The sequence below is a fragment of the Sphingobium sp. CECT 9361 genome (assembly GCF_918741285.1).
Lineage (GTDB): Bacteria > Pseudomonadota > Alphaproteobacteria > Sphingomonadales > Sphingomonadaceae > Sphingobium.
Genome location: NZ_CAKKNC010000020.1, coordinates 23,871 through 45,929, shown reverse-complemented (window position 1 = coordinate 45,929; position 22,059 = coordinate 23,871). Strand labels below are relative to the sequence as shown.

The following is a 22,059-nucleotide window of genomic DNA, read 5'->3' as shown; positions in this document are numbered from 1 at the left end:
TCATTCTGAAGCTAGGGGTTTAATCTGTGCCACTTCCCATATCGTCGACGCCCATCCTCACTTTTACGGCCACGAGCGACGGCGCGACGCTCACCGGCACCGGGTTCGCAGATCGACTCATAGGATATGGAAAGCCAGGGTCGGGAAGCGGTACGCTGATCGGCGGTCTGGGTGACGACACCTATGTCGTTCATTCGCAAAAGCACCGGATCATCGAAACTGCAGGCGCGGGCATAGACACCGTCCTGTCGGACTGGGGCTACACTCTGGGCGATAATCTAGAAAATTTGACGCTCACCGGCACCTCGACCAACAGCGCCATTGGCAATGGGCTCGATAACATCATCATAGGCAATGCCAACAAGAACGTCATTGACGGGGGCCTAGGGAATGATGAACTGAGCGGCGGCGCGGGCAACGACCTGTTCTTCGTTGCGGGTCACGACACGATCACCGATTTCACGCATGGTGATCGGCTAAATCTTCAAGCCTATGGTCAGTTCACCAGCTTTGCGCAGGTTCAAGCGGCGTTGTCTAAAGTCGGTACGGACACGCTTCTGACGCTGAGTGCTACCGATAGTGTGCGCCTGACCGGGGTAAGCGCCAACACGCTGACGGCGGACAGCTTTGTGCTCAAGAATCAAATCTCTAGCTATAGACCGGCCTTTGCCGATAATTTCGATAGCTTCAAACTCAACCTCGGTACCGGGAGCACCGATAACTGGTATCCATTGTTCCCACGAACCGGCCTTGCGGGGCACACCACCGTCGATCACGGATCTGTGCAATATTTTACCTATCCTGAAGACACCGGAACTTATGGCAAACCCGTGGGCATCAACCCCTTTTCGCTCGACAAGGGTGTCCTGACTATCACCATGGATGTCGTGCCCGAAGCCGACCGCTCCAAGATATATGGCTACGCATACAGCTCGGGTAACTTGGCCAGCATCGGTAGCTTTCACCAGACCTATGGCTACTTCGAAATCCGCGCGCAGCTTGCCGCAGGCCAGGGGGTGCACGACGCGTTCTGGCTCTTGCCGATGGATGGCAGCTGGCCGCCCGAACTCGATATCGTCGAGCAGCGAGGCCTGGATCCCACGCATGTCATCAATGGTGTGCATGCTAACGATACCACGTCTTCAAGTACCTTTCTGGTCACAACGGCAACCACGCAGTTTCACACCTACGGCCTGGACTGGGAACCGGATTACCTTACCTGGTACATCGATGGCGTTGCGGTACGAACAATGCCTACGCCCGCGGGCCTGGACAAACCCATGTACATGCTGGCGAATCTGGGCGGCGGTAGCCCCTGGGCGGGGAAACCGGATGCCACGACCCCTTTTCCCGTGCACATGCAAATCGATTACATCAAGGCCTATGCAAGCGCCAATACGGTTGAGAAGGGCGTTCCGGTAGACAAGGTCGGGACCAGCGGAAACGATATACTTTACGGGACGAGCCTGGGCGATACCCTGAATGGCGGCGCCGGGAACGATAAGATCTACGCGGGCGCTGGGAACGACATCCTTTCAGGCGGGGGCGGGAATGACCTTCTGGACGGCGGCTTTGGCGATGATACCTATATCATAATATCGTCTTCAGACACCATTTCCGAAGGGGGCGAGAAGGGCAATGACGTTATCAAGACGGCGCTGGCCCAATATACCTTGCCCCTCAACACCGAGGTCCTGATCTACACCGGTACGGGAGTCTTCAACGGCGCAGGGAATATTGAAGACAATGTCATCCAGGGCGGTAACGCAGGCGGTACATTGTCGGGCGGCGATGGCAATGACGTACTCCAAGGGGGAGCAGGCGCGGACTTCCTGAACGGCGGCGAGGGCAATGATACAGCGCATGGCTACGGCGGCGCCGACAGTTTGCGGGGCAACGCAGGAGACGATGTCCTCTACGGTGAGGCAGGGGCTGACCTCCTCAAGGGTGACGATGGCAATGATGTCATCGACGGTGGCGATGGCGACGACAACCTGCAGGGTGGATTGGGACTTGATAGGCTAAGCGGTGGCGCAGGCAACGACAAGCTGGACGGCGGAGCCGAGGCCGACCTGATGTCAGGTGGCGCGGGCGATGACACCTATACGGTCGATGACGCTGGCGACGTTGTGACAGAACAGCTGAACGAAGGCGTCGATCTCGTGCGCACGACACTGGCCAACTTCCTGCTGACGGCCAATGTCGAAAATCTGGTTTACACGGGCACGGGATCCTTCGCCGGAACGGGCAATGCATTGGCCAACCGCATATCTGGCGGAGCGCTGAGCGATACGCTCGACGGCGGCGCAGGCGCAGACATTCTCACGGGCAGCGGTGGCGACGACATATTTGTCTTCAAGGCTGGCGAAGCCAATGGCGACCGGGTGGTCGACTTTACCGGCGCAGGCGTTGCAGGCGGCGATGTTCTCAAGTTCGTTGGCTATGCCGCCGACGCCTCGATCGCGCCGGGCGCAATTGGCGGCGAGTATCGGATTACCTCAAATGGCGTCACCGAGACGATCAAACTCGATGGCGTAAAGCTCCTTTCGCCGAGCGATTTCTCGTTCGTCTCGAGCCCGCAGCAATCGACCATCTATACCGATCAGCTCAGCTACAAACTGCCCGATGGTGCGTTGAACCTTGTGTTCGTTGGAACGGGGAATTTCTCCGGCACCGGTAACGCCCTTGCCAATATGCTAACCGGCGACAAAGGCGCTGATCGGCTTGATGGGCTAGGCGGTGCCGACGTGCTGAAGGGCGGTGCTGGGAACGATACCTATATCGTCGACAATGCGGCCGACATGGTTGTCGAAACCAGCGCCGGGGGCAATGATCGCATCCTTTCGAAGGTCAGCTATACGTTAGGCGATAATGTGGAGACGCTCCAGCTTACTTCGTCCCGGGCTTTGAACGCGACAGGCAACGAACTTGGCAATCGGATCGTTGGCAATAATGGGATCAATATCCTGGATGGCAGGGGCGGAGCGGACGTCCTCACCGGTGGCGGGGGAGCGGATGTGTTTCTCTTTCGGCGCGGAGAGGCTGCGGGTGACAAGGTCACCGATTTCAGCGGAGCCGGCGCGGTTGGCGGCGATATATTGACGTTCACCGGCTTCGGCAGCGACGCTTTCCTCTCTCATGTGGACAGCAGCGACATGTATGTCATTCACGCTGGTGCAGCTTATGGTGGGATCACCGAAACAATACAGATCGCCGGTGTCACAACATTGTCCGACCTGGATTATATCTTTGCCTGAGAGGCCTGGCTTTCCGGCATAAGAACGATCCCCACCTGTCTTGGCGGCTGTATTCCCGCGAGAGACCGCAATAAACGTGATTGGCACACAGCGCCCATCGACATAAGCGGGTCTGGATGCAACCCGATCGTTAGCCAGGTTGCGTCACTGCGCATGGAACTGCCGATAGGCGCCCGTGCAAACTTCCAGGATCAGGACCGGGCCCATCGGCCTTGCGCATGTTTGTGTCGTGACGATCCTATAGCCACGGTGCGCGATGCCGACCCGCCCGGACAGCACCGTTCCGTATCGCGGATATAATGGGCTTCCCATGCGTAACAGACCTACGATTTGTACGCAGGGAGAAGCGGCACCATGGCCAATCGCATTGTCACAGTTGCCGCTGGCGCGAGCGAGAGCGACATTCAAGCGGCGCTGATATCTGCCAAGGATGGCGACACCGTCCGCTTGGCGCCCAATCAGATTGTCGATGTCAGCAGGGGACTGATTCTTGATGTCAGTCAGCGCGCGATAACGCTCGACCTCAACGGTGCCACCTTGCGTCAGGCCGCCAATGTAGTCGTCGTGAGCATCAAGGGGGACCATGCTGCCCCGACATCGGCTAGCCTGGGACGTCTGGAAGGGGCGGTTACGGTCAGCTACGCGGGCGCAGACCCGGTAAGGCCGGGGGATTGGGTGAAGATTTTTTCGGACGACATTTTGCCCAACGATCAGGGGGCTGCAACCCGGCTCGGTCAGGCAATGAAGGTCAGTGCGGTCCATGGCTCCACGCTGACGCTGGAGGGGCCGCTGCTGTACGAAAACGCCTATGCGACAAATGTCCGCGCCGCGTTGTTCGAAAGCAAGACGGGAAGCGTCGCCAACGGCACGATAACCGGCGACCGGTCGCATCCAAGTTGGACGGCAGACCTGCTTCAGGTTCGGTCTGCCGTTAACGCGCGGATCGATCATATCCTGGTGAGGGACGGAAATTCGACAGGTATCAACGTCATCGACGGCGTTAATACGCAGGTCACACAGTCGGCGGCCTTCAATCTGTCCGACAATGTCGCGCAAGGGGAACGCGGCTACGGCGTGCATTCAGCCAGTTCGGTCGGCACAGTAGTCGACGGCTTTTATGCTCAGTCTGTGCGCCATGGCGTCGACAACAATGCCGTGGGACTTTCGGCCACCAACAGCAATCCGTCCAAATATGGTGCCGACATTGGGTTGGAAGTGAGAAACGCAATTGTCAATGGCGCAAGCGCTACGGCCTTTTCCTGGCATAGTGAAGGCAGGCAGAGCACAATACATGATTCGATAGCCATCAATTCCTGGGGGGTGCTTGGCGCACGGGGTGTCGGCAATAGCATGTACGATGTTGCCGCCGCCAATACCGAACGTGGCATACAATTCTATGAATATGGTGACGGCGATGGCAGCCACATAACGATCAGCCAGGTCCGTATGACCGATCTATCGGTATATGCCTTTACCAATGTGCGCGCGGTGCATGATAATGTCATACAAGACAGCGTTTTCGAAGTCTCCTCTGTCGACCGCTTCAGCTTCGAGGGAATAACGGCATCCAACAGTATCGTGCGTGGCGGCAGTGGCGTCCAGCAGATGGCCATCGGGGGCGCAGGCACCGATCGCCTTCTTGGCACCGGCGCCAACGACATGCTTTTGGCAGGTGCCGGCAACGACTATATCTGGGGCGGTCCGGGTGCCGATCGGCTGACCGGCGGACCCGGGATTGACCGATTTGCTTATTATGGTCTGGACGAAGCGGGAGATGTAATCTTCGATTTTTCGACAGGCAATGGCGGGGATGTCCTTGATCTTAGCGTAATTGCGTTGCGACTGGGCTGGGGCGCCGACCCGGTCGCAAAGGGACAATTGTCCGTCGAACAAATGGGCGCGGATGCGGTGGTCCATGTCCTTTCCGGCGGAGAACGCGCGACGCTAGCGACGGTCTTGAACGCCGACGCTGCTGCCCTTGAAGCGCACGTCTCCACCCAAATAGTCGTTACTGATCCTGACGGTACAAAATCGTTCGGCCCGGAGGCTAATCCTTGGGCCAGTTCGCAACCGCTTGCGCTCGGCGGGTCTGGCAACGACCAGATATTCGGCGACGCCAGCGGGCGACGGCTAATCGGGGCAGAGGGCGACGACTCGCTGTACGACCTAGGCAGCAGTCCTGCCTTCCTTGGTGGCTCGGGGCTTGATTTGGTGAGTTATCGCTATGCCCAGGACGCAGTGGTAGCAGACCTTCTCACGCCTTCCAACAATCGCGGCTGGGCGGAAGGCGACAAGTATAGCCAGATCGAGTCGCTTGAAGGGTCGGATCATGCCGACGTTTTAGGGGGCAATGTGGGCGTCAATCGTTTGTTCGGTCGCGCCGGCGACGATAGGCTTCATGGACTTGGTGGCACGGATTATCTCGATGGAGGGGAAGGCAACGACTTTCTCTATGGCGGCGATCGCAATGACGAGTTGCGCGGACGGCAGGGGGAAGACCATCTTGATGGCGGAGACGGAAATGATTTTCTCGATGGCGGCGCCGGCAATGACATCGTGTTGGGCGGAACGGGAAATGACAGGTTCCAGGATTATGGCGGATCGGACATTTTTACAGGCGGCGCTGGCAAGGACATGTTCGTCTTTACAGACCCTTCGAGCGGTACCGACCGCATCACCGACTTTGAGCATGGACTAGATCATATTCAGATTTACACGGAGTTTCTGGGGCTGGAGGCTGAGACCGAGCTTCCGCTTTTCTTCTCGCAACAGGACGCGCGGGACGATGGGGCCTTTCTTCTTTACGACACAATGTCGGGAGACCTTGATTTCTACGCCGCTCCCGATGCGCAGGCCGCGAATGTCATGCACCTCTATGGCGCGCCGTCCCTTACGCTGGGCGACATCTACTTCAGTTAGCCCCTATCTAAACGGAAAACAGATGCCGCAGATGGAAAGGCTTCCGCATCTGGATGGTGCTTCGCGGGGGGCGGCCAGCAACGCGCCGCAGGCACTGGCTCGGGTCCTGGTCGGGTCAACAGGCGAAGATACGTCTGAGACTGCAAATTTGAATAGTTGGTCTAATTGTTGTTGTTACTGCCTCCCGTAAGTGATTCGCACCTCAAAACGCCATCGCAATGAAATCAGCCAAGCCAAAGCAAGATTAACCAAGTCTTTACACGATTATTCAGATCTGTTTTTGCTCGTCGCGCGCTGCATCCATGCGGCCGATCTCCCCAGTTCTTGGGGTGTTCCACGCACTATTCTTTTTGTCGGCAACTTTGCATCAGCGCGCGTGACAAGAATTGCAATTTAGTTTAACGATTTGTTAAATATCCGTTTTTGGGAGAGTATGTCATGGCCTTACCGCGCTCGGGTGATCCAGTTAACTTCATCAACGCCACGGCAATGGGCGAGACGCTTACGGGCACAAGCGGTAACGACCAGTTGAAGACCTTCTTTGGCAAGGTCGGCTCCAGCGAGAGTTTTATGTATGGGGGGGCGGGCGATGACACTTATATCACGCTCTCTTCGCGCGATCGCATTTTCGAGGACGTCGATGGCGGCACGGACACTGTCAAAACCGATTGGTTCTATGCGCTTTCGGCCAATGTGGAGAACCTGATCCTCACAGGCACTTTGTCGGTGGCTGCGACAGGCAATGATGGCAACAATGTCATTATCGGAAACGCAGGCAAGAATATCATCGACGGCGGGCTGGGCGACGATGAGCTCTCGGGTGGTGCGGGGGACGACATGTTTGTCCTTTCCGGTTTTGACACGATACTGGACTATGCTGCAGGGGATTCCTTCGACTTGCGGGCTTTCTCGGGGATTACCAGCTTCAGCCAGATTGCGGCGGGATTGCAGCAACAGGGCGCGGACGCCGTCCTGACGCTCGGGGCGAATGACGTGGTTACCATCAAGAACGCCACTGTCGGCCAATTCACGGCCGACGATTTCGTGCTTAGCTCGGCAAAGGCCGGGTATACGCTGACCTTTGCCGAAGAGTTTGACACGCTGAGCCTGCATACCGAGCACGGGGACGACGGTATCTGGTATCCCTTATATCCCCGGACGGGCGTGGCTGCGCATGGTACGCCTGCCAAGGGTTCAGTCCAATATTTCACCTATGAAGGTGACACCGGAAGTGTCGGAGAACTCGTCGGTATAGACCCGTTCTCGGTAAAGGATGGCGTGGTGACGCTTACCATGGCGCCTATTCCACAGAACCAGCAATATAAGGCTTATGGTCTGGATTATAGTGCGGGAATGCTGAATACCATAAGTTCGTTCAGTCAGACCTACGGCTATTTTGAGGCGCGTGTTAAGTTCGCAGCCGGACAAGGCATTCACGACGCTTTCTGGATGCTGCCGATCGACGGCAGCGGACAGTATGAGATCGATGTCGCCGAGCAACGCGGGAGCGAGCCAGGGAACGTCCTCACTGTGGCCCACGCAGTTGATGGCGGCAAGGACATCTCGCATTCCAAGGGCATTACCGTTCCGACCGCAACGACCGAGTTCCACACCTACGGCGTCGATTGGGAACCCGATTTCATAACCTACTATATCGATGGCGTTGCGGTCCGTAGCCAGCCCACCTTTCCTGGTCTCGACAAGCCCATGTACATGCTGGCCAGCATCGGCGGCGGCGGCCTTTATTCGGGCGCACCGGACAGCACGACGCCATTTCCGGCAAATATGGAAGTGGATTATATCCGCGCTTATGCCAGCCAGCATACGGTGGAAAAGGGCATAGCGGTCGACAAGACCGGCACTGACTCTGCCGACATACTTTATGGCACCAGCCTTGGCGACACGCTCAATGGCGGACTGGGCGACGATAAGATCTACGGCGGTGCGGGCGACGATATATTGACAGGCGGTGGGGGCAACACCGACTTGCTGGATGGCGGCTTTGGTGACGATACTTATCTGGTGTACGCCGCTTCCGACAAGCCGCAGGAGGGCGGGGGTACCGAAAAGGGGATTGATACCGTCAAGACCACGCTGTCCCAATATACGCTGGGTCAGAATGTCGAGAATCTTGTCTATATCGGTTCAGGAACATTTTCAGGAACCGGAAACACCGAAGACAATGTGATGATGCTCGGCGCTGCGGGCGGCAGTCTTTCGGGTCAGGATGGCAATGATATCCTGCAAGGCGCGGCTGGCGCAGACTCTCTGTCCGGCGGTGACGGCGATGACATTGCGCGCGGCGGCGATGGCAAGGACACGCTGCGCGGCAATAATGGCAACGATACCCTGTTCGGCGATTTGGGGGACGACCTTATCAAGGGCGACGATGGCAACGATGTCCTCAACGGTGGTAGCGGATTCGACAAGCTTTACGGCGGTGCGGGAAACGACATTCTCGACGGCGGCGACGGCAAGGACCAGATGTACGGGGGAACCGGAGACGACATATATTATGTCGATCTGGCGAGCGATACCGTCGTCGAATATGGCGGCGAGGGGATCGATACCGTATACACCGGCTTGGCCAATCATGTCCTGTCCGATTATGTCGAGCGCATTATCTTCACAGGCACGGGAAGCTTCACTGTCACAGGAAATGCGTCTAACAACTATTTTGGCGGATCGGCGAACGGCGACAGCATGACCGGCCTGGGTGGCGATGATACCTATGTCGTCAACCATGTAAGCGATACTGTGGTCGAGGCTGCCGATGGTGGAAGCGATCTCATCGAGACCACGCTGGCTACCTATACACTTGGCGCAAATATCGAAAATGTGACCTACACCGGGCCACTGACGGGAAGCAAAGGCTTTACGGGCAATGGCAATGCGCTTGCTAACATCATCACCGGTGGCTCAGGGGCTGATCGGCTTGATGGGAAGGCGGGGGCCGACACGCTTGTCGGCGGCGGTGGAAACGATACCTTCGTTGTGGAAAACGCAGGCGATCTCGTAATCGAGCTCGCGGGCCAGGGCCGGGATCGTGTTCTCTCACAGATCAATTACACGTTGACCGATAACGTTGAAACCTTGCAGCTTTCGACAAGCAAGGGCCTGAGCGGGACTGGAAATGCGCTCGATAACACGCTCATCGGGAACGCTGGCGCAAATGTCCTGGACGGTCGAGGCGGTGCCGACACGCTTACCGGTGGCGCTGGCAATGACGTCTTCATATTCCAGCATAATGAAGCCGCGGGCGACCTGGTTACCGATTTTGCTGGGGCAGGCGCAAATGGCGGCGATGTACTGCGCTTTACCGGTTTCGGAGTGGGCGCCTATCTCACGCAGGTGGCCGGGAGCGATCAGTATCTGATCCATGGCGGCGCCGACTTTAATGGTGCGACCGAAATGATCCGACTTGCCGGTGTGACAAATCTGAACTCTGGAGATTATGTGTTCCTGTAAGGGAGACGCCCCGTGGTCGCCGGATGGCAGGCTGGCAGGTTGGGCGTGCTGCACAGTTCAGGCTGGTGTCAGCACCCCTTTTGCACTGTTGCCGCCTCCTGCGGTGGGCATCATTGTCTTGAGCGCACGGTGGCATCCGCGATGCAGATCGTAGGGCACGGCGTGAAACATGGCCCGGCCGGCTGCCACCCAAATTCCTCGGCAGTCGATCCGCCATCGCCGTTGCGAAAAGGGCCTTTGCCGTCGTCTCGTCGGGTAACGTGCGGCGGTCCGAGCGGCTTTGGTTCCGCCTATCGAGCGTTAATTCTGGAACCGGTCGTGCAAAAAAATGTCTATCCCGCTTGCGAAGATATGCATGACAGTCGGCTCTCTGCGCGGTTTGCTCGAGCGGTCTCCAGCCTATTGTGGTATGTCCGTCAGCTGTCTTGGCATCGGCGCATATGGAGCCGGGCTTTGCCCGCATGCCTGGCTTTGCTCCTGGCTATGGCAGCCAGCGCGGCCGAACAGCCAAGTCGCGACGATTTGGTGCCATCCCTTGCCGGCATTCCCAATGTTAGTCTCGAATATTATCCTGTGTCGGGGCGTACGGCGGCGGACGTTAGTAGCGCGATCTATGCCAAGGGCCTCGTAGGGGAGGACGGGAAGCGCGTCGACTCGCTTTCTCGTACTGACATCCGGTGGCGTTGGAAAGAAAGTGGCGGCGACCATTGTGTCCCTCTCGACCCCATGGTGGAGTTGCACGCAACGATTATTCTGCCACGCCTGGTCGAGGAGGCCCGACTCCCCGCTGAGACCAGGGTCCGTTGGTATCGGTATGTCGAAGCGCTGGGAAGGCACGAGGCCGGACATGTTCGATCGTCGTACATGCTGGTGGATGCTGTGCGGGAGGCAATAGCACACAGTAGTTGCGCGAAGGCCGATGCGGCGGCTGCGGCAGTCGCGGCCGCATTTCAAGAACGGGACGCCGAATATGACCGGGCCACCGATCACGGGCGCAATCAGGGCGCTATCTTCCCCTAGCACATCAGAGAGAAGCGCACCCTTCGAAGGTACGGAATGTCGGGCCCTGCTTGGCGGCTATGCTCGTCGAGGTCACTGTTGTGTTGCCGCGCAAACGGACCAAGCACCTGTCCGATCCAGAGCCTTCCGCAGCGGGAAAGCCGATCGTACAGCGTTCAATGAAAAGACGAATTTGCCAAGTCAGACTTCTGCTATGCTGAGTAAGATACCCCTTTTCCCCTGTCTGTAGAAGTCGGTAAATGCAGTGGAGAGAAGGAAATTCCTTTACCCTGTAACGCTGCGCGTCTGTAAATTCTTAACATGGATCAGTTGCACCAGGTGGCTGTAAATACTAAAAAATTTCTACCATTAATATTTACCAAAGCTTAACAGTTGTAGAGCTTTGGAAACCAATGTGTATTGTTTTGGGACACTAAAAAATAACTAATGAATTGGTAAACCCTGTTTCTATTTCTATCCCTTTCGTTGCATATGGCGGTTGACGAGATCGGAACCTTTCTGGGCCTTCTAGAGTGACATTTTGGCCGGAAGTTCGGCTGCCAAACGTCATTTGTAGGCCATGATTGGAGCGATATACACCAGGATAGACCTACGATGGCGCTCACTCAATCTGCTGAACCCACCAATAGCTTCGCTGCGACCACGACGGGCCAGTCTCTCACGGGCACCTCCGGGAACGACAAGCTGGTGGCGCCCGGGCAGGCGGGCGCGAGCGGCAGTACATTATATGGCGGGCTTGGGGACGACAGCTACTATGTGCACTCAACCAAGGACATCATCGTAGAAAAATCCGGAGAAGGCACAGATACGGCCTACTCGGATTATGTCTATTCGCTGCCTGCTTATGTGGAAAATCTCGTCCTGACCGGCAACCTGCCCGTAATGGCGACGGGTACCTCGGGCAACAATATCATCAAGGGGAATATCGCTGGCAATCTGATCGATGGCGCGGCGGGGAACGACGAACTGACTGGCGGTGGCGGCCATGATATATTCAATATCGCCGGGAACGACATCATCATGGACTTTGGTGTCGACGACCATGTCAACCTCGGCACTTTTTCAAGCTATACATCGATTGACCAGATCAAGGCCGCGATGACGCAAAAGGGTGCCGATGTGGTACTCAAGTTGACCGCGAATGACTCGGTGACATTCAAGAATTTCGACACCTCCTCCTTCTCATCTTCACATTTTCTCCTTCGCAATCAGGTCTCGAGCTATACGCAGAGCTTCAGCGACGAATTTGATACGCTGAGCCAGAACCTGGGAACCGGCAGCACCGGTACATGGTACCCGCTATATCCACGCGCCGACATTGCCGGGCACAGCACAGTCGACCATGGATCGATCCAGTATTTTACCTTCAAGGGTGACATCGATGCCTTTGGCAACCCGGTTACCGTTGACCCCTTTTCGGTGCAGGACGGCGTCCTTAAAATCACCATGGACAGCGTCGCGCCCGAAGATCAGGCGAAATATTCTGGCTTCCAATATACCTCTGGCATGATCAATACGATCGGTAGCTTCAGCCAGACCTATGGATATTTCGAGATCAGGGCGAAGCTGGCGGCGGGGCAGGGCGTTCATGACGCATTCTGGATGTTGCCGATTGACGGCTCCTGGCCGCCCGAACTCGATATCGTCGAGCAGCGCGGTAGCGATCCGACCCAGGTGATCGGCGTTGCCCATGCAACAATGGACGATGGGCGGGACCTGACCTATTCCAAGCAGCTGACCGTCGCGACCGCTACCACCGAATTTCATACCTACGGCCTCGACTGGGAGCCCGATTTTCTAACCTGGTACATAGATGGCGTGCCGGTCCGGACCATGCCGACCTGGCCCGGCATGGACAAACCCATGTACATGATTGCCAATCTGGGCGGCGGCGGGGCCTGGTCTGGAAACCCCAATTCTACAACGCCGCTGCCTGCGACGATGGAAATCGATTATATCCGCGCTTATGCGAGTGCAAACACGGTCGAGAAGGGGGTGCCGTTCGATACGGTCGGTACCGACGGCAAAGACATTCTGTTTGGCACCGCATTAAATGACATTCTCAACGGCGGGCTGGGCGATGACCAGCTTTTCGGCGGTGCGGGCAACGACACACTGACTGGCGGCGGCGGTATGTTCGACCTGCTTGAGGGCGGATTTGGCGATGACACCTATTTGGTGCTCACCGAAGCCGACAAGCCGCAGGAAGGTGCCAATAAAGGCATCGATACGGTCAGGACGACCTTGTCGAGCTATACCCTGCCAGTCAATCTTGAGAACATCGTCTACATTGGCAGCGGCAGCGTCACGCTGACCGGTAACCAGGATGACAACGTCATGCAGGGCGGCGATGGTGGTGCGACCCTGTCGGGTAGCGCAGGCAACGATCTCCTCCTAGGCGGTTTGGGCAACGACTGGTTGTCAGGGGGTGATGGCGATGATGCGGCCTATGGGGGGGCGGGTTCCGACACATTGCGCGGCAACAGCGGCAATGACCGGCTGTACGGCGAGGACGGCGACGATCTGCTCAAGGGCGACGAGGGCAATGACATTCTCGACGGCGGCATGGGAAATGACAACCTGCAGGGTGGGTCAGGTGAGGATACGCTCTACGCTGGCGGCGGAAGCGACTCGCTCGACGGTGGCGCGGGAAATGACCTGATGGTCGGTGGCGATGGTAACGACACCTATTTCGTCGATACTGCAGGCGATAGTGTGGTCGAGACGCCGGATGGGGGGATCGATCTGGTTAAGGCCCGGGTAGATGCTTATGTCCTGACGGACGAAGTCGAAAATCTGACCTATATCGGCAGCGGCAACTTCAGAGGAACCGGGAACGCCATTGCCAACAAAATCGTCGGTGGCGCCGGCGCCGACATCCTCGACGGTGGAGCCAGCGCTGACACTCTGACCGGCGGAGCAGGCGATGATATTTTCCTTTTTCGGGTCGGCGAAGGCGACGGGGATCGCGTGATCGATTTTAGCGGTGGCGGGGCGCCAGGCGGCGATCGGCTGGTTTTTGCAGGCTATGGCGCAGACGCGACCCTCACCCAGGTTGGATCGTCCGATTTTTACACGATCACGACGGACGCATCGGCGGGCGGGATTTTCGAAACGGTCCAGATTGTCGGGGTGACCAATCTGGATGCCAGCGATTATGTCCTGTTGGCAAATGGCAATTCTGCGCCGACGGACATTCTGCTGCAAAGCGCAACGGTGGCCGAGGGCGCTGCTTTCGAGACGATCATTGGCACGGTTGAGAGCGTCGACTTCGACAGGACGGAGGCCAATATCTTCGCGCTGCTGGATGATGCAGGCGGGCGGTTTAAAATTGCTGGTGACACGATCTTGCTGGTTGGCGGCTTGGACTATGAAAGCAGCACATCCCATCAAATTACCGTTCAAGTCACGGACTCGGCGGGTCACATTTTATCGAAGCAGTTTGAGATTTCGGTAGGGGATGTGAACGACACGGCGCCTGTGCTGACTTTGGGATCGTCGCTGATCGTTGATGAAAACCAGCGGGTTGTTGGGGATCTTACAGCGAGCGACGCGGACCAGACCGGTGAGACTGTCAGCTTCTCGATTGTCGAGGGTGCGGGCGATGGCGCCTTGTTCACGATCGAGGGCACGCAGCTCCTGTTCAGGACGGCGCCGGATTACGAGAGCGGTGCGGGTCCGTACCAGGTGACGGTGGAAACGTCCGATGGCGTCAACAGCCGCCAGCAAGTGGTTACTGTCATGGTCGGTGACGTGAAGACAGGCGATGTGATCCTGGGGACGTCGGGCGATGACATGTTCACCTATGCGTCGACGCTGGGTTATGACCATGTCGATGGTGGCGCAGGCTCGGACATGATTGCCGTGGCAACGGGCGCAGCCGGGCGCATCGGCGCGGATTCTGGATCCTTGCTGATCGATGCGGATGGCGATGGTACGACCGACCTGTTTGCGTCGAATGTCGAGCATCTCGAGCTTAGCGGCAGCGATGTGGTGCTTGGTGCAGGCTTGGCGGCAACGGGCCTGGTTGAAGCAAAGCTGGCTGGCACAAGCGGCGCGGACCGGTTCGACGGCGCGCTTGGCGATGTGGCGCTCATGCTGTCGGGTCTTGGCGGCAACGATGTTCTGCTGGGTGGCAGCGGCGCGGATCTGCTCGATGGCGGGACCGGCGACGATCGCATGGTTGGCGGGCTTGGCGACGATATCTATGTTGTCGACACGACGGGCGATAGTGTTGAGGAAGCCGCCGACGGCGGTAGCGATACGGTCCAGACGAGCCTTGCCAGCTATGTGCTGGGTGCCAATGTCGAGGCTCTGAGCTATTTGGGCACCAGGAATTTTACCGGTACGGGCAATGTTCTGGACAATATGTTGACCGGTGGCAGCGGCGCAGACCGGCTTGACGGTCTGGGCGGCGCGGACGTGATGAAGGGTGGCGCAGGCAACGACACCTATGTCGTGGACAATGCCGGCGACGTGGTGATCGAGCTGGCCGGGCAGGGCACCGACCGCGTGCTGTCGCAGATCAGCTATACGCTGTCCGACAATATCGAGACCTTGCAGCTTTCGACGAGCAAGGCGCTCAACGGTACGGGCAATGATCTGGGCAACACGATCATCGGCAATGCCGGGGTCAACATCCTGGACGGTCGCGGCGGCGCGGACATGCTGACCGGCGGCGCTGGCGACGATGTCTTCGTCTTCCAGCGGGGGGAAGGCCATGGGGACGTTGTGACCGACTTTGCCGGCGCAGGCGTTGCCGGTGGCGATAGCCTCAGATTTATCGGCTATGGAGCAGACGCTTATCTCACCCAGGTGGGCACAAGCGACGTTTATACCATCCATGCCGGCAGCGCCTATGGCGATGCCCTTGAAACGATCCGCCTCGCCGGGGTCACGCAACTGACGGGCGCGGACTATAGCTTCGATGGCGCAGCTACTGCGCCGCCGCAGCCTGATCCAGGCCCTGGCCCAGATACCGGACCCGGTACGGGTGCAGGCGGGTCGAACGTCTTTACCGGTAGCGACGGCGACGACCAGCTTGACGGCTCTACCTATACCGCTGATCTCACGCTGTCGGGTCTTGGCGGCAACGATGTTCTGCTGGGCGGCAGCGGCGCGGATCTGCTCGATGGCGGGGCTGGCGACGATCGCATGGTCGGCGGGCTTGGCGACGATATCTATGTTGTCGACACGACGGGCGATGTTGTTGAGGAAGCTGTTGGCGGCGGAACCGATACGGTCCAGACGAGCCTTGCCAGCTATGTGCTGGGTGCCAATGTCGAGGCTCTGAGCTATTTGGGCACCCGGAATTTTACCGCTACGGGCAATGCCCTGGACAATGTGCTGACCGGTGGCAGCGGCGCAGACCGGCTTGACGGTCTGGGCGGCGCGGACATGATGAAGGGTGGCGCAGGCAATGACACCTATGTCGTGGATAATGTTGGCGACGTCGTAATCGAGCTGGCCGGGCAGGGCACCGACCGCGTGCTGTCGCAGATCAGCTATACGCTGTCCGACAATGTCGAGACCTTGCAGCTTTCGACGAGCAAGGCGCTCAACGGTACGGGCAATGATCTGGGCAACACGATCATCGGCAATGCCGGGGTCAACATCCTGGACGGTCGCGGCGGCGCGGACATGCTGACCGGCGGCGCTGGCGACGATGTCTTCGTCTTCCAGCGGGGGGAAGGCCATGGGGACGTTGTGACCGACTTTACCGGTGCAGGCGTTGCCGGTGGCGACAGCCTCAGATTTATCGGTTATGGTGCAGACGCTTATCTCACCCAGGTGGGCACAAGTGACGTCTATACCATCCATGCCGGCAGCGCCTATGGCGATGCCCTCGACACTATCCGCCTCGCCGGGGTCACGCAACTGACCACGGCCGACTATCTCTTCGCCTGATCGCCGGAGCTGCTATGAGCCAAGTAATTTACCTCAGCGACGGTGCCAATGAGAGCGATATCGCCTCTGCTTTGGCTTTGATCGGGAACGAGGGAGGGACGCTGGTCCTGCCCAAGAACGCTGAGATTACCATTTCCGACGGGCTTAAGATCGACGTTACAAATCGCGATATCACTATTGACCTCAATGGCAGCACATTGCGTCAGGGCAATGACGTCACCGTTATTTCTGCTAACGGTATGATGGGTACTACCAAAGCCGTAGCTATCGACACGACGGGCACCAATGCAAAGATTACCTATGATGCTGTGCCTGGGGATGTTCAGGTGGGCAGCTGGATCAAGATCGCGTCGGACGATATTCTTCCCAATGACAACCGGAATACCGAGCTGCCAACGCGTCTAGGGCAGGCCATGCAGGTCGTATCGATCAACGGCAATGTCGTGGAACTTGCCGGCGAGCCCCTGTACGCCGACCAATATGCCACCAACGTACGCGCCGCGCAGATCGTCAGTGGAACCTTGAAGATCACCAACGGGACGGTGCAAGGCGATCAGACGGATCCGACTTGGCTGAGTACCCTAGTTAATATTCGCGACGCCATTGGCGTTGAGATTGATCATCTGACCGTCAAGGACGGTAATTCCATGGGGATCAATCTTGTCAACAACGTCAATTCGACAGTGCGCGAGAGCGTTGCGATGAACCTGCGCGATGACACCACCATCGGTTGGTATGGCTATGGGGTGCATTCTGCAGGATCGCTCAATACAACGGTGATCGGCCTCTATGCCGAGCAGGTCCGCCATGCGACCGACGATAATGGTGTGGGCGTTGCCGCGGGCGATCCGAGCATCTCCAAATATGGCGCAGACATCGGCATGGTGGTTCGCGATTCGGTGTCCTACCGTGCGTCGGCCTTTTCCTATTCCTTCCACTCGGAGGGGCGCAACGGGCTGCTCGACAATGTAGCGTCCTTTGAGTCACATGGCTTTGTGGGGATCCGGGGCGTCGGAAACTCGGTTACAAACTCGATCAGCGTAGGCGATGAACGCGCCTTTCAATATTTCGAATATGGATATGGCGACGCCAAAGACTCGGTCATCGACAACGTCATTGTTCGAGAGGCGGGCGTCTATGTCCATAATGTCCAAGGCGACCCGACCAACAACATCATCAAGAACAGTTATCTGGAATATGATTACCGGACGGGCAATCCGGGGTCCACGGTCCTTGTCGACACAACCGTCGTCAAGACCGATGGGGTAGATGATGACGTCATCTCAGGCACAGATGCAGCGGACCGGCTGCTGGGCGGCCGCGGCATCGACATATTGTCGGGTGGCAATGGCAATGACTATATCTGGGGCGGTCAGGAGAACGATACATTAACAGGCGGCGCAGGTTCCGACCGTTTCGTTCTTGACCGTACCGATTCGGTCGACACGGTTACGGACTTCCAATCCGGGGAAGGCGGCGACATTCTCGATGTGTCCATTCTGGGCGCACGCTATGGCTGGCGCGGCGACTATCTGGCAAATGGCTATGTCGTCTTCGAGCAAAGCGGCAACGATACCCTCGTCAAGGTGAATGCCGATCCCGCCAATATGGCCGTCACAATCGCCATTCTGCAAAATGTCTCGGCCGACACGTTGACTGTCAGCAACCTCCAGATGACGATTTCAGGGAATGCGTCGACCTATGTCACACCGCCTTTGCCGACCACCGTGCTCGATCCAGGCTCTATCGGTTATGCCAAGGGCGTCACCATCACCGGCACTACCGGCGCCGACTATATCGATGGCTCGCATTCGGTTCCCGGTCAGCCTCTGCCGACGCTGTCTGCAGACTCGATCGCCACCGGGTCTGGCGATGACTATATCGACGGTCTTGGCGGGGCAGATAACATCAACACCGGGGCAGGAAACGACACTGTCGTTTATTATTCCGGAATCAAGGCGACGCTCCAGGGAGGATCGGGGCGCGATACGCTGTTGCTCAACAGTTCCGACGTGATCGACTTGTCGAGTTCGGATCAGTCCGAAGGCCTGGCGGTCGTGTCCGGCTTCGATGATGTCGATGGCCGCAGTGCAGGTGTCGGCCTCTCGATCTTTGGTAACGCCAATAATAATAATTTATGGGGTGGCGCTGGCGACGATCGGTTCAGAAGCAATGGCGGCAACGATCGGATAGATGGCGGCGCTGGCGACGACATCATCCTGTTTGACGGGAATCGTGACGATTATTCTTTCATCCGCATATCTGCCGATACATGGCGGGCGCAGGACCTTCGTATACCTACATCGCCCTATCGGACCTATCTGACGAGCGTCGAGCGTGTCTCGTTTAATGATCAGCTTGCGCAGATCGAGACATTGAACCGCCCGCCCAGCGATCTGGTTATCGACAATTCGTCGGTCGCCGAGAACGCGCCGGGCGGCACCATTGTGGGTCACGTTCAAAGCATTGACCTGGATGTTTCGGAAATCAACACGTTCACCTTGCTCGACGATGATGGGGGGCGCTTTGCGATCAGCGGAAACCTTATCGTTGCCACTGGCCCGCTCGATGCCGAAGATGGTTTAACCCATAGCATCATCGTCCAGGTCAGTGATTCCGACGGACATCTTTTATCGAAGCAGTTTGAGATTTCGGTAGGGGATGTGAACGACACGGCGCCTGTGCTGACTTTGGGGTCTTCTCTGATCGTTGATGAAAACCAGCGGGTCGTGGGCGATCTTACAGCGAGCGACGCGGACCAGACCGGTGAGACTGTCAGCTTCTCGATTGTCGAGGGTGCGGGCGATGGCGCCTTGTTCACGATCGAGGGGACGCAACTCCTGTTCAGGACGGCGCCGGATTACGAGAGCGGTGCGGGTCCGTACCAGGTGACGGTGGAAACGTCCGATGGCGTCAACAGCCGCCAGCAAGTGGTTACGGTCATGGTCGGTGACGTGAAGACAGGCGATGTGATGCTGGGGACGTCGGGCGATGACATGTTCACCTATGCGTCGACGCTGGGTTATGACCATGTCGATGGCGCAGCGGGCTCGGACACGGTTGTCGTTGCGACAGGCGCAGCCGGGCGCATCGGCGCGGCTTCCGGATCCTTGCTGATCGATGCGGATGGCGATGGTACGACCGACCTGTTTGCGTCGAATGTCGAGCATCTCGAGCTTAGCGGCAGCGATGTGGTGCTTGGTGCAGGCTTGGCGGCAACGGGCCTGGTTGAAGCAAAGCTGGCTGGCACAAGCGGCGCGGACCGGTTCGACGGCGCGCTTGGCGATGTGGCGCTCATGCTGTCGGGTCTTGGCGGCAACGATGTTCTGCTGGGTGGCAGCGGCGCGGATCTGCTCGATGGCGGGACCGGCGACGATCGCATGGTTGGCGGGCTTGGCGACGATATCTATGTTGTCGACACGACGGGCGATAGTGTTGAGGAAGCCGCCGACGGCGGTAGCGATACGGTCCAGACGAGCCTTGCCAGCTATGTGCTGGGTGCCAATGTCGAGGCTCTGAGCTATTTAGGCACAAGGGCTTTTACCGGTACGGGCAATGTTCTGGACAATGTGCTGACCGGGGGCAGCGGCGCGGACCGGCTCGACGGTCTGGGCGGGGCGGACGTGATGAAGGGTGGCGCAGGCAATGACACCTATGTCGTGGACAATGCCGGCGACGTGGTGATCGAGCTGGCCGGGCAGGGCACCGACCGCGTGCTGTCGCAGATCAGCTATACGCTGTCCGACAATATAGAGACCTTGCAGCTTTCGACGAGCAAGGCGCTCAACGGTACGGGCAATGATCTGGGCAACACGATCATCGGCAATGCCGGGGTCAACATCCTGGACGGTCGCGGCGGCGCGGACATGCTGACCGGCGGCGCTGGCGACGATGTCTTCGTCTTCCAGCGGGGGGAAGGCCATGGGGACGTTGTGACCGACTTTGCCGGCGCAGGCGTTGCCGGTGGCGATAGCCTCAGATTTATCGGCTATGGTGCAGACGCTTATCTCACCCAGGTGGGCACAAGTGACGTTTATACCATCCATGCCGGCAGCGCCTATGGCGATGCCCTTGAAACGATCCGCCTCGCCGGGGTCACGCAACTGACGGGCGCGGACTATAGCTTCGATGGCGCAGCTACTGCGCCGCCGCAGCCTGATCCAGGCCCTGGCCCAGATACCGGACCCGGTACGGGTACAGGCGGGTCGAACGTCTTTACCGGTAGCGACGGCGACGACCAGCTTGACGGCTCTACCTATACCGCTGATCTCACGCTGTCGGGTCTTGGCGGCAACGATGTTCTGCTGGGCGGCAGCGGCGCGGATCTGCTCGATGGCGGGACCGGCGACGATCGCATGGTCGGCGGGCTTGGCGACGATCTCTATGTCGTCGACACGACAGGCGATCTCGTTGAGGAAGCCGCTGGCGGCGGTACCGATACGGTCCAGACGAGCCTTTCCAGCTATGTGCTGGGTGCCAATGTCGAGGCTCTGAGCTATTTGGGCACCAGGGCTTTTACCGGTACGGGCAATGTTCTGGACAATATGCTGACCGGTGGCAGCGGCGCAGACCGGCTTGACGGTCTGGGCGGCGCGGACATGATGAAGGGTGGCGCAGGCAATGACACCTATGTCGTGGATAATGTTGGCGACGTGGTGATCGAGCTGGCCGGGCAGGGCACCGACCGCGTGCTGTCGCAGATCAGCTATACGCTGTCCGACAATATCGAGACCTTGCAGCTTTCGACGAGCAAGGCGCTCAACGGTACGGGCAATGATCTGGGCAACACGATCATCGGCAATGCCGGGGTCAACATCCTGGACGGTCGCGGCGGCGCGGACATGCTGACCGGCGGCGCTGGCGACGATGTCTTCGTCTTCCAGCGGGGGGAAGGCCATGGGGACGTTGTGACCGACTTTGCCGGCGCAGGCGTTGCCGGTGGCGATAGCCTCAGATTTATCGGTTATGGTGCAGACGCTTATCTCACCCAGGTGGGCACAAGTGACGTCTATACCATCCATGCCGGCAGCGCCTATGGCGATGCCCTCGACACTATCCGCCTCGCCGGGGTCACGCAACTGACCACGGCCGACTATCTCTTCGCCTGATCGCCGGAGCCTGTCGCCATTACCCCCATGCGGTGCAATGGTGATAGGACCGCGTGGCGATTGTCGTGCCCAAAATGAACGTCTCGACAGCGCAGCTACCGGAAGCGTGACGAGACGCAGCCCGATTGCGCCTTCCATCGACCTGCCGGCGGTATTGCCAAAGACGATCAAACCCTGCGAGACGTGCTGAGGCGCGACTGCACCGGCCATGCCAACGCGGTTCGCGCCGACGGTCGCACCGGGCAGGATAACGGCAAGGGGACAGAGAGTTGCGCGCGAACGCATAGTCCTGGCGTCTCCCTTGCTTGTGCGCGGGTCATGGACAAGAAGGATTGCCCGACCCTGGGTCACGCCATGGGCTTCGATATGAATATCTTGGG

The 22,059-nt window shown here is 58.3% G+C and carries 6 protein-coding genes; all 6 read left to right on the top strand.

Annotated elements, in window-relative coordinates; translation table 11 throughout:
* The first annotated feature begins 26 nt into the window (after positions 1 to 26).
* The 6 genes from LQ220_RS20370 (at position 27) to LQ220_RS20335 (ending at position 21,679) form a co-directional block, all read left to right on the top strand.
* On the top strand, positions 27 to 3,257 hold the full coding sequence (locus LQ220_RS20370) for a family 16 glycosylhydrolase (RefSeq protein ID WP_230189949.1): 3,231 nt from the start codon (positions 27 to 29) through the stop codon (positions 3,255 to 3,257).
* Positions 3,258 to 3,611: 354 nt separating this feature from the next.
* A complete protein-coding gene (locus LQ220_RS20365; RefSeq protein WP_230189948.1) occupies positions 3,612 to 6,176 on the top strand; it encodes a calcium-binding protein in 2,565 nt (854 codons plus the stop codon).
* A 438-nt stretch (positions 6,177 to 6,614) separates the two neighbouring features.
* Entirely contained in the window at positions 6,615 to 9,644 is a 3,030-nt protein-coding gene (locus LQ220_RS20360) for a family 16 glycosylhydrolase (protein ID WP_230189947.1), read from the top strand.
* A gap of 453 nt (positions 9,645 to 10,097) precedes the next feature.
* Positions 10,098 to 10,664: a DUF922 domain-containing protein gene (locus LQ220_RS20355; RefSeq protein WP_230189946.1), complete on the top strand. Its 567-nt coding sequence runs from the start codon at positions 10,098 to 10,100 to the stop codon at positions 10,662 to 10,664.
* A gap of 594 nt (positions 10,665 to 11,258) precedes the next feature.
* Complete coding sequence (locus tag LQ220_RS24955; protein WP_290369072.1) at positions 11,259 to 16,571, top strand: family 16 glycosylhydrolase; 5,313 nt, start codon at positions 11,259 to 11,261, stop codon at positions 16,569 to 16,571.
* A gap of 14 nt (positions 16,572 to 16,585) precedes the next feature.
* Positions 16,586 to 21,679, top strand: a complete 5,094-nt coding sequence (locus tag LQ220_RS20335; protein ID WP_230189945.1) for a hypothetical protein — start codon at positions 16,586 to 16,588, stop codon at positions 21,677 to 21,679.
* Positions 21,680 to 22,059: the final 380 nt, after the last annotated feature.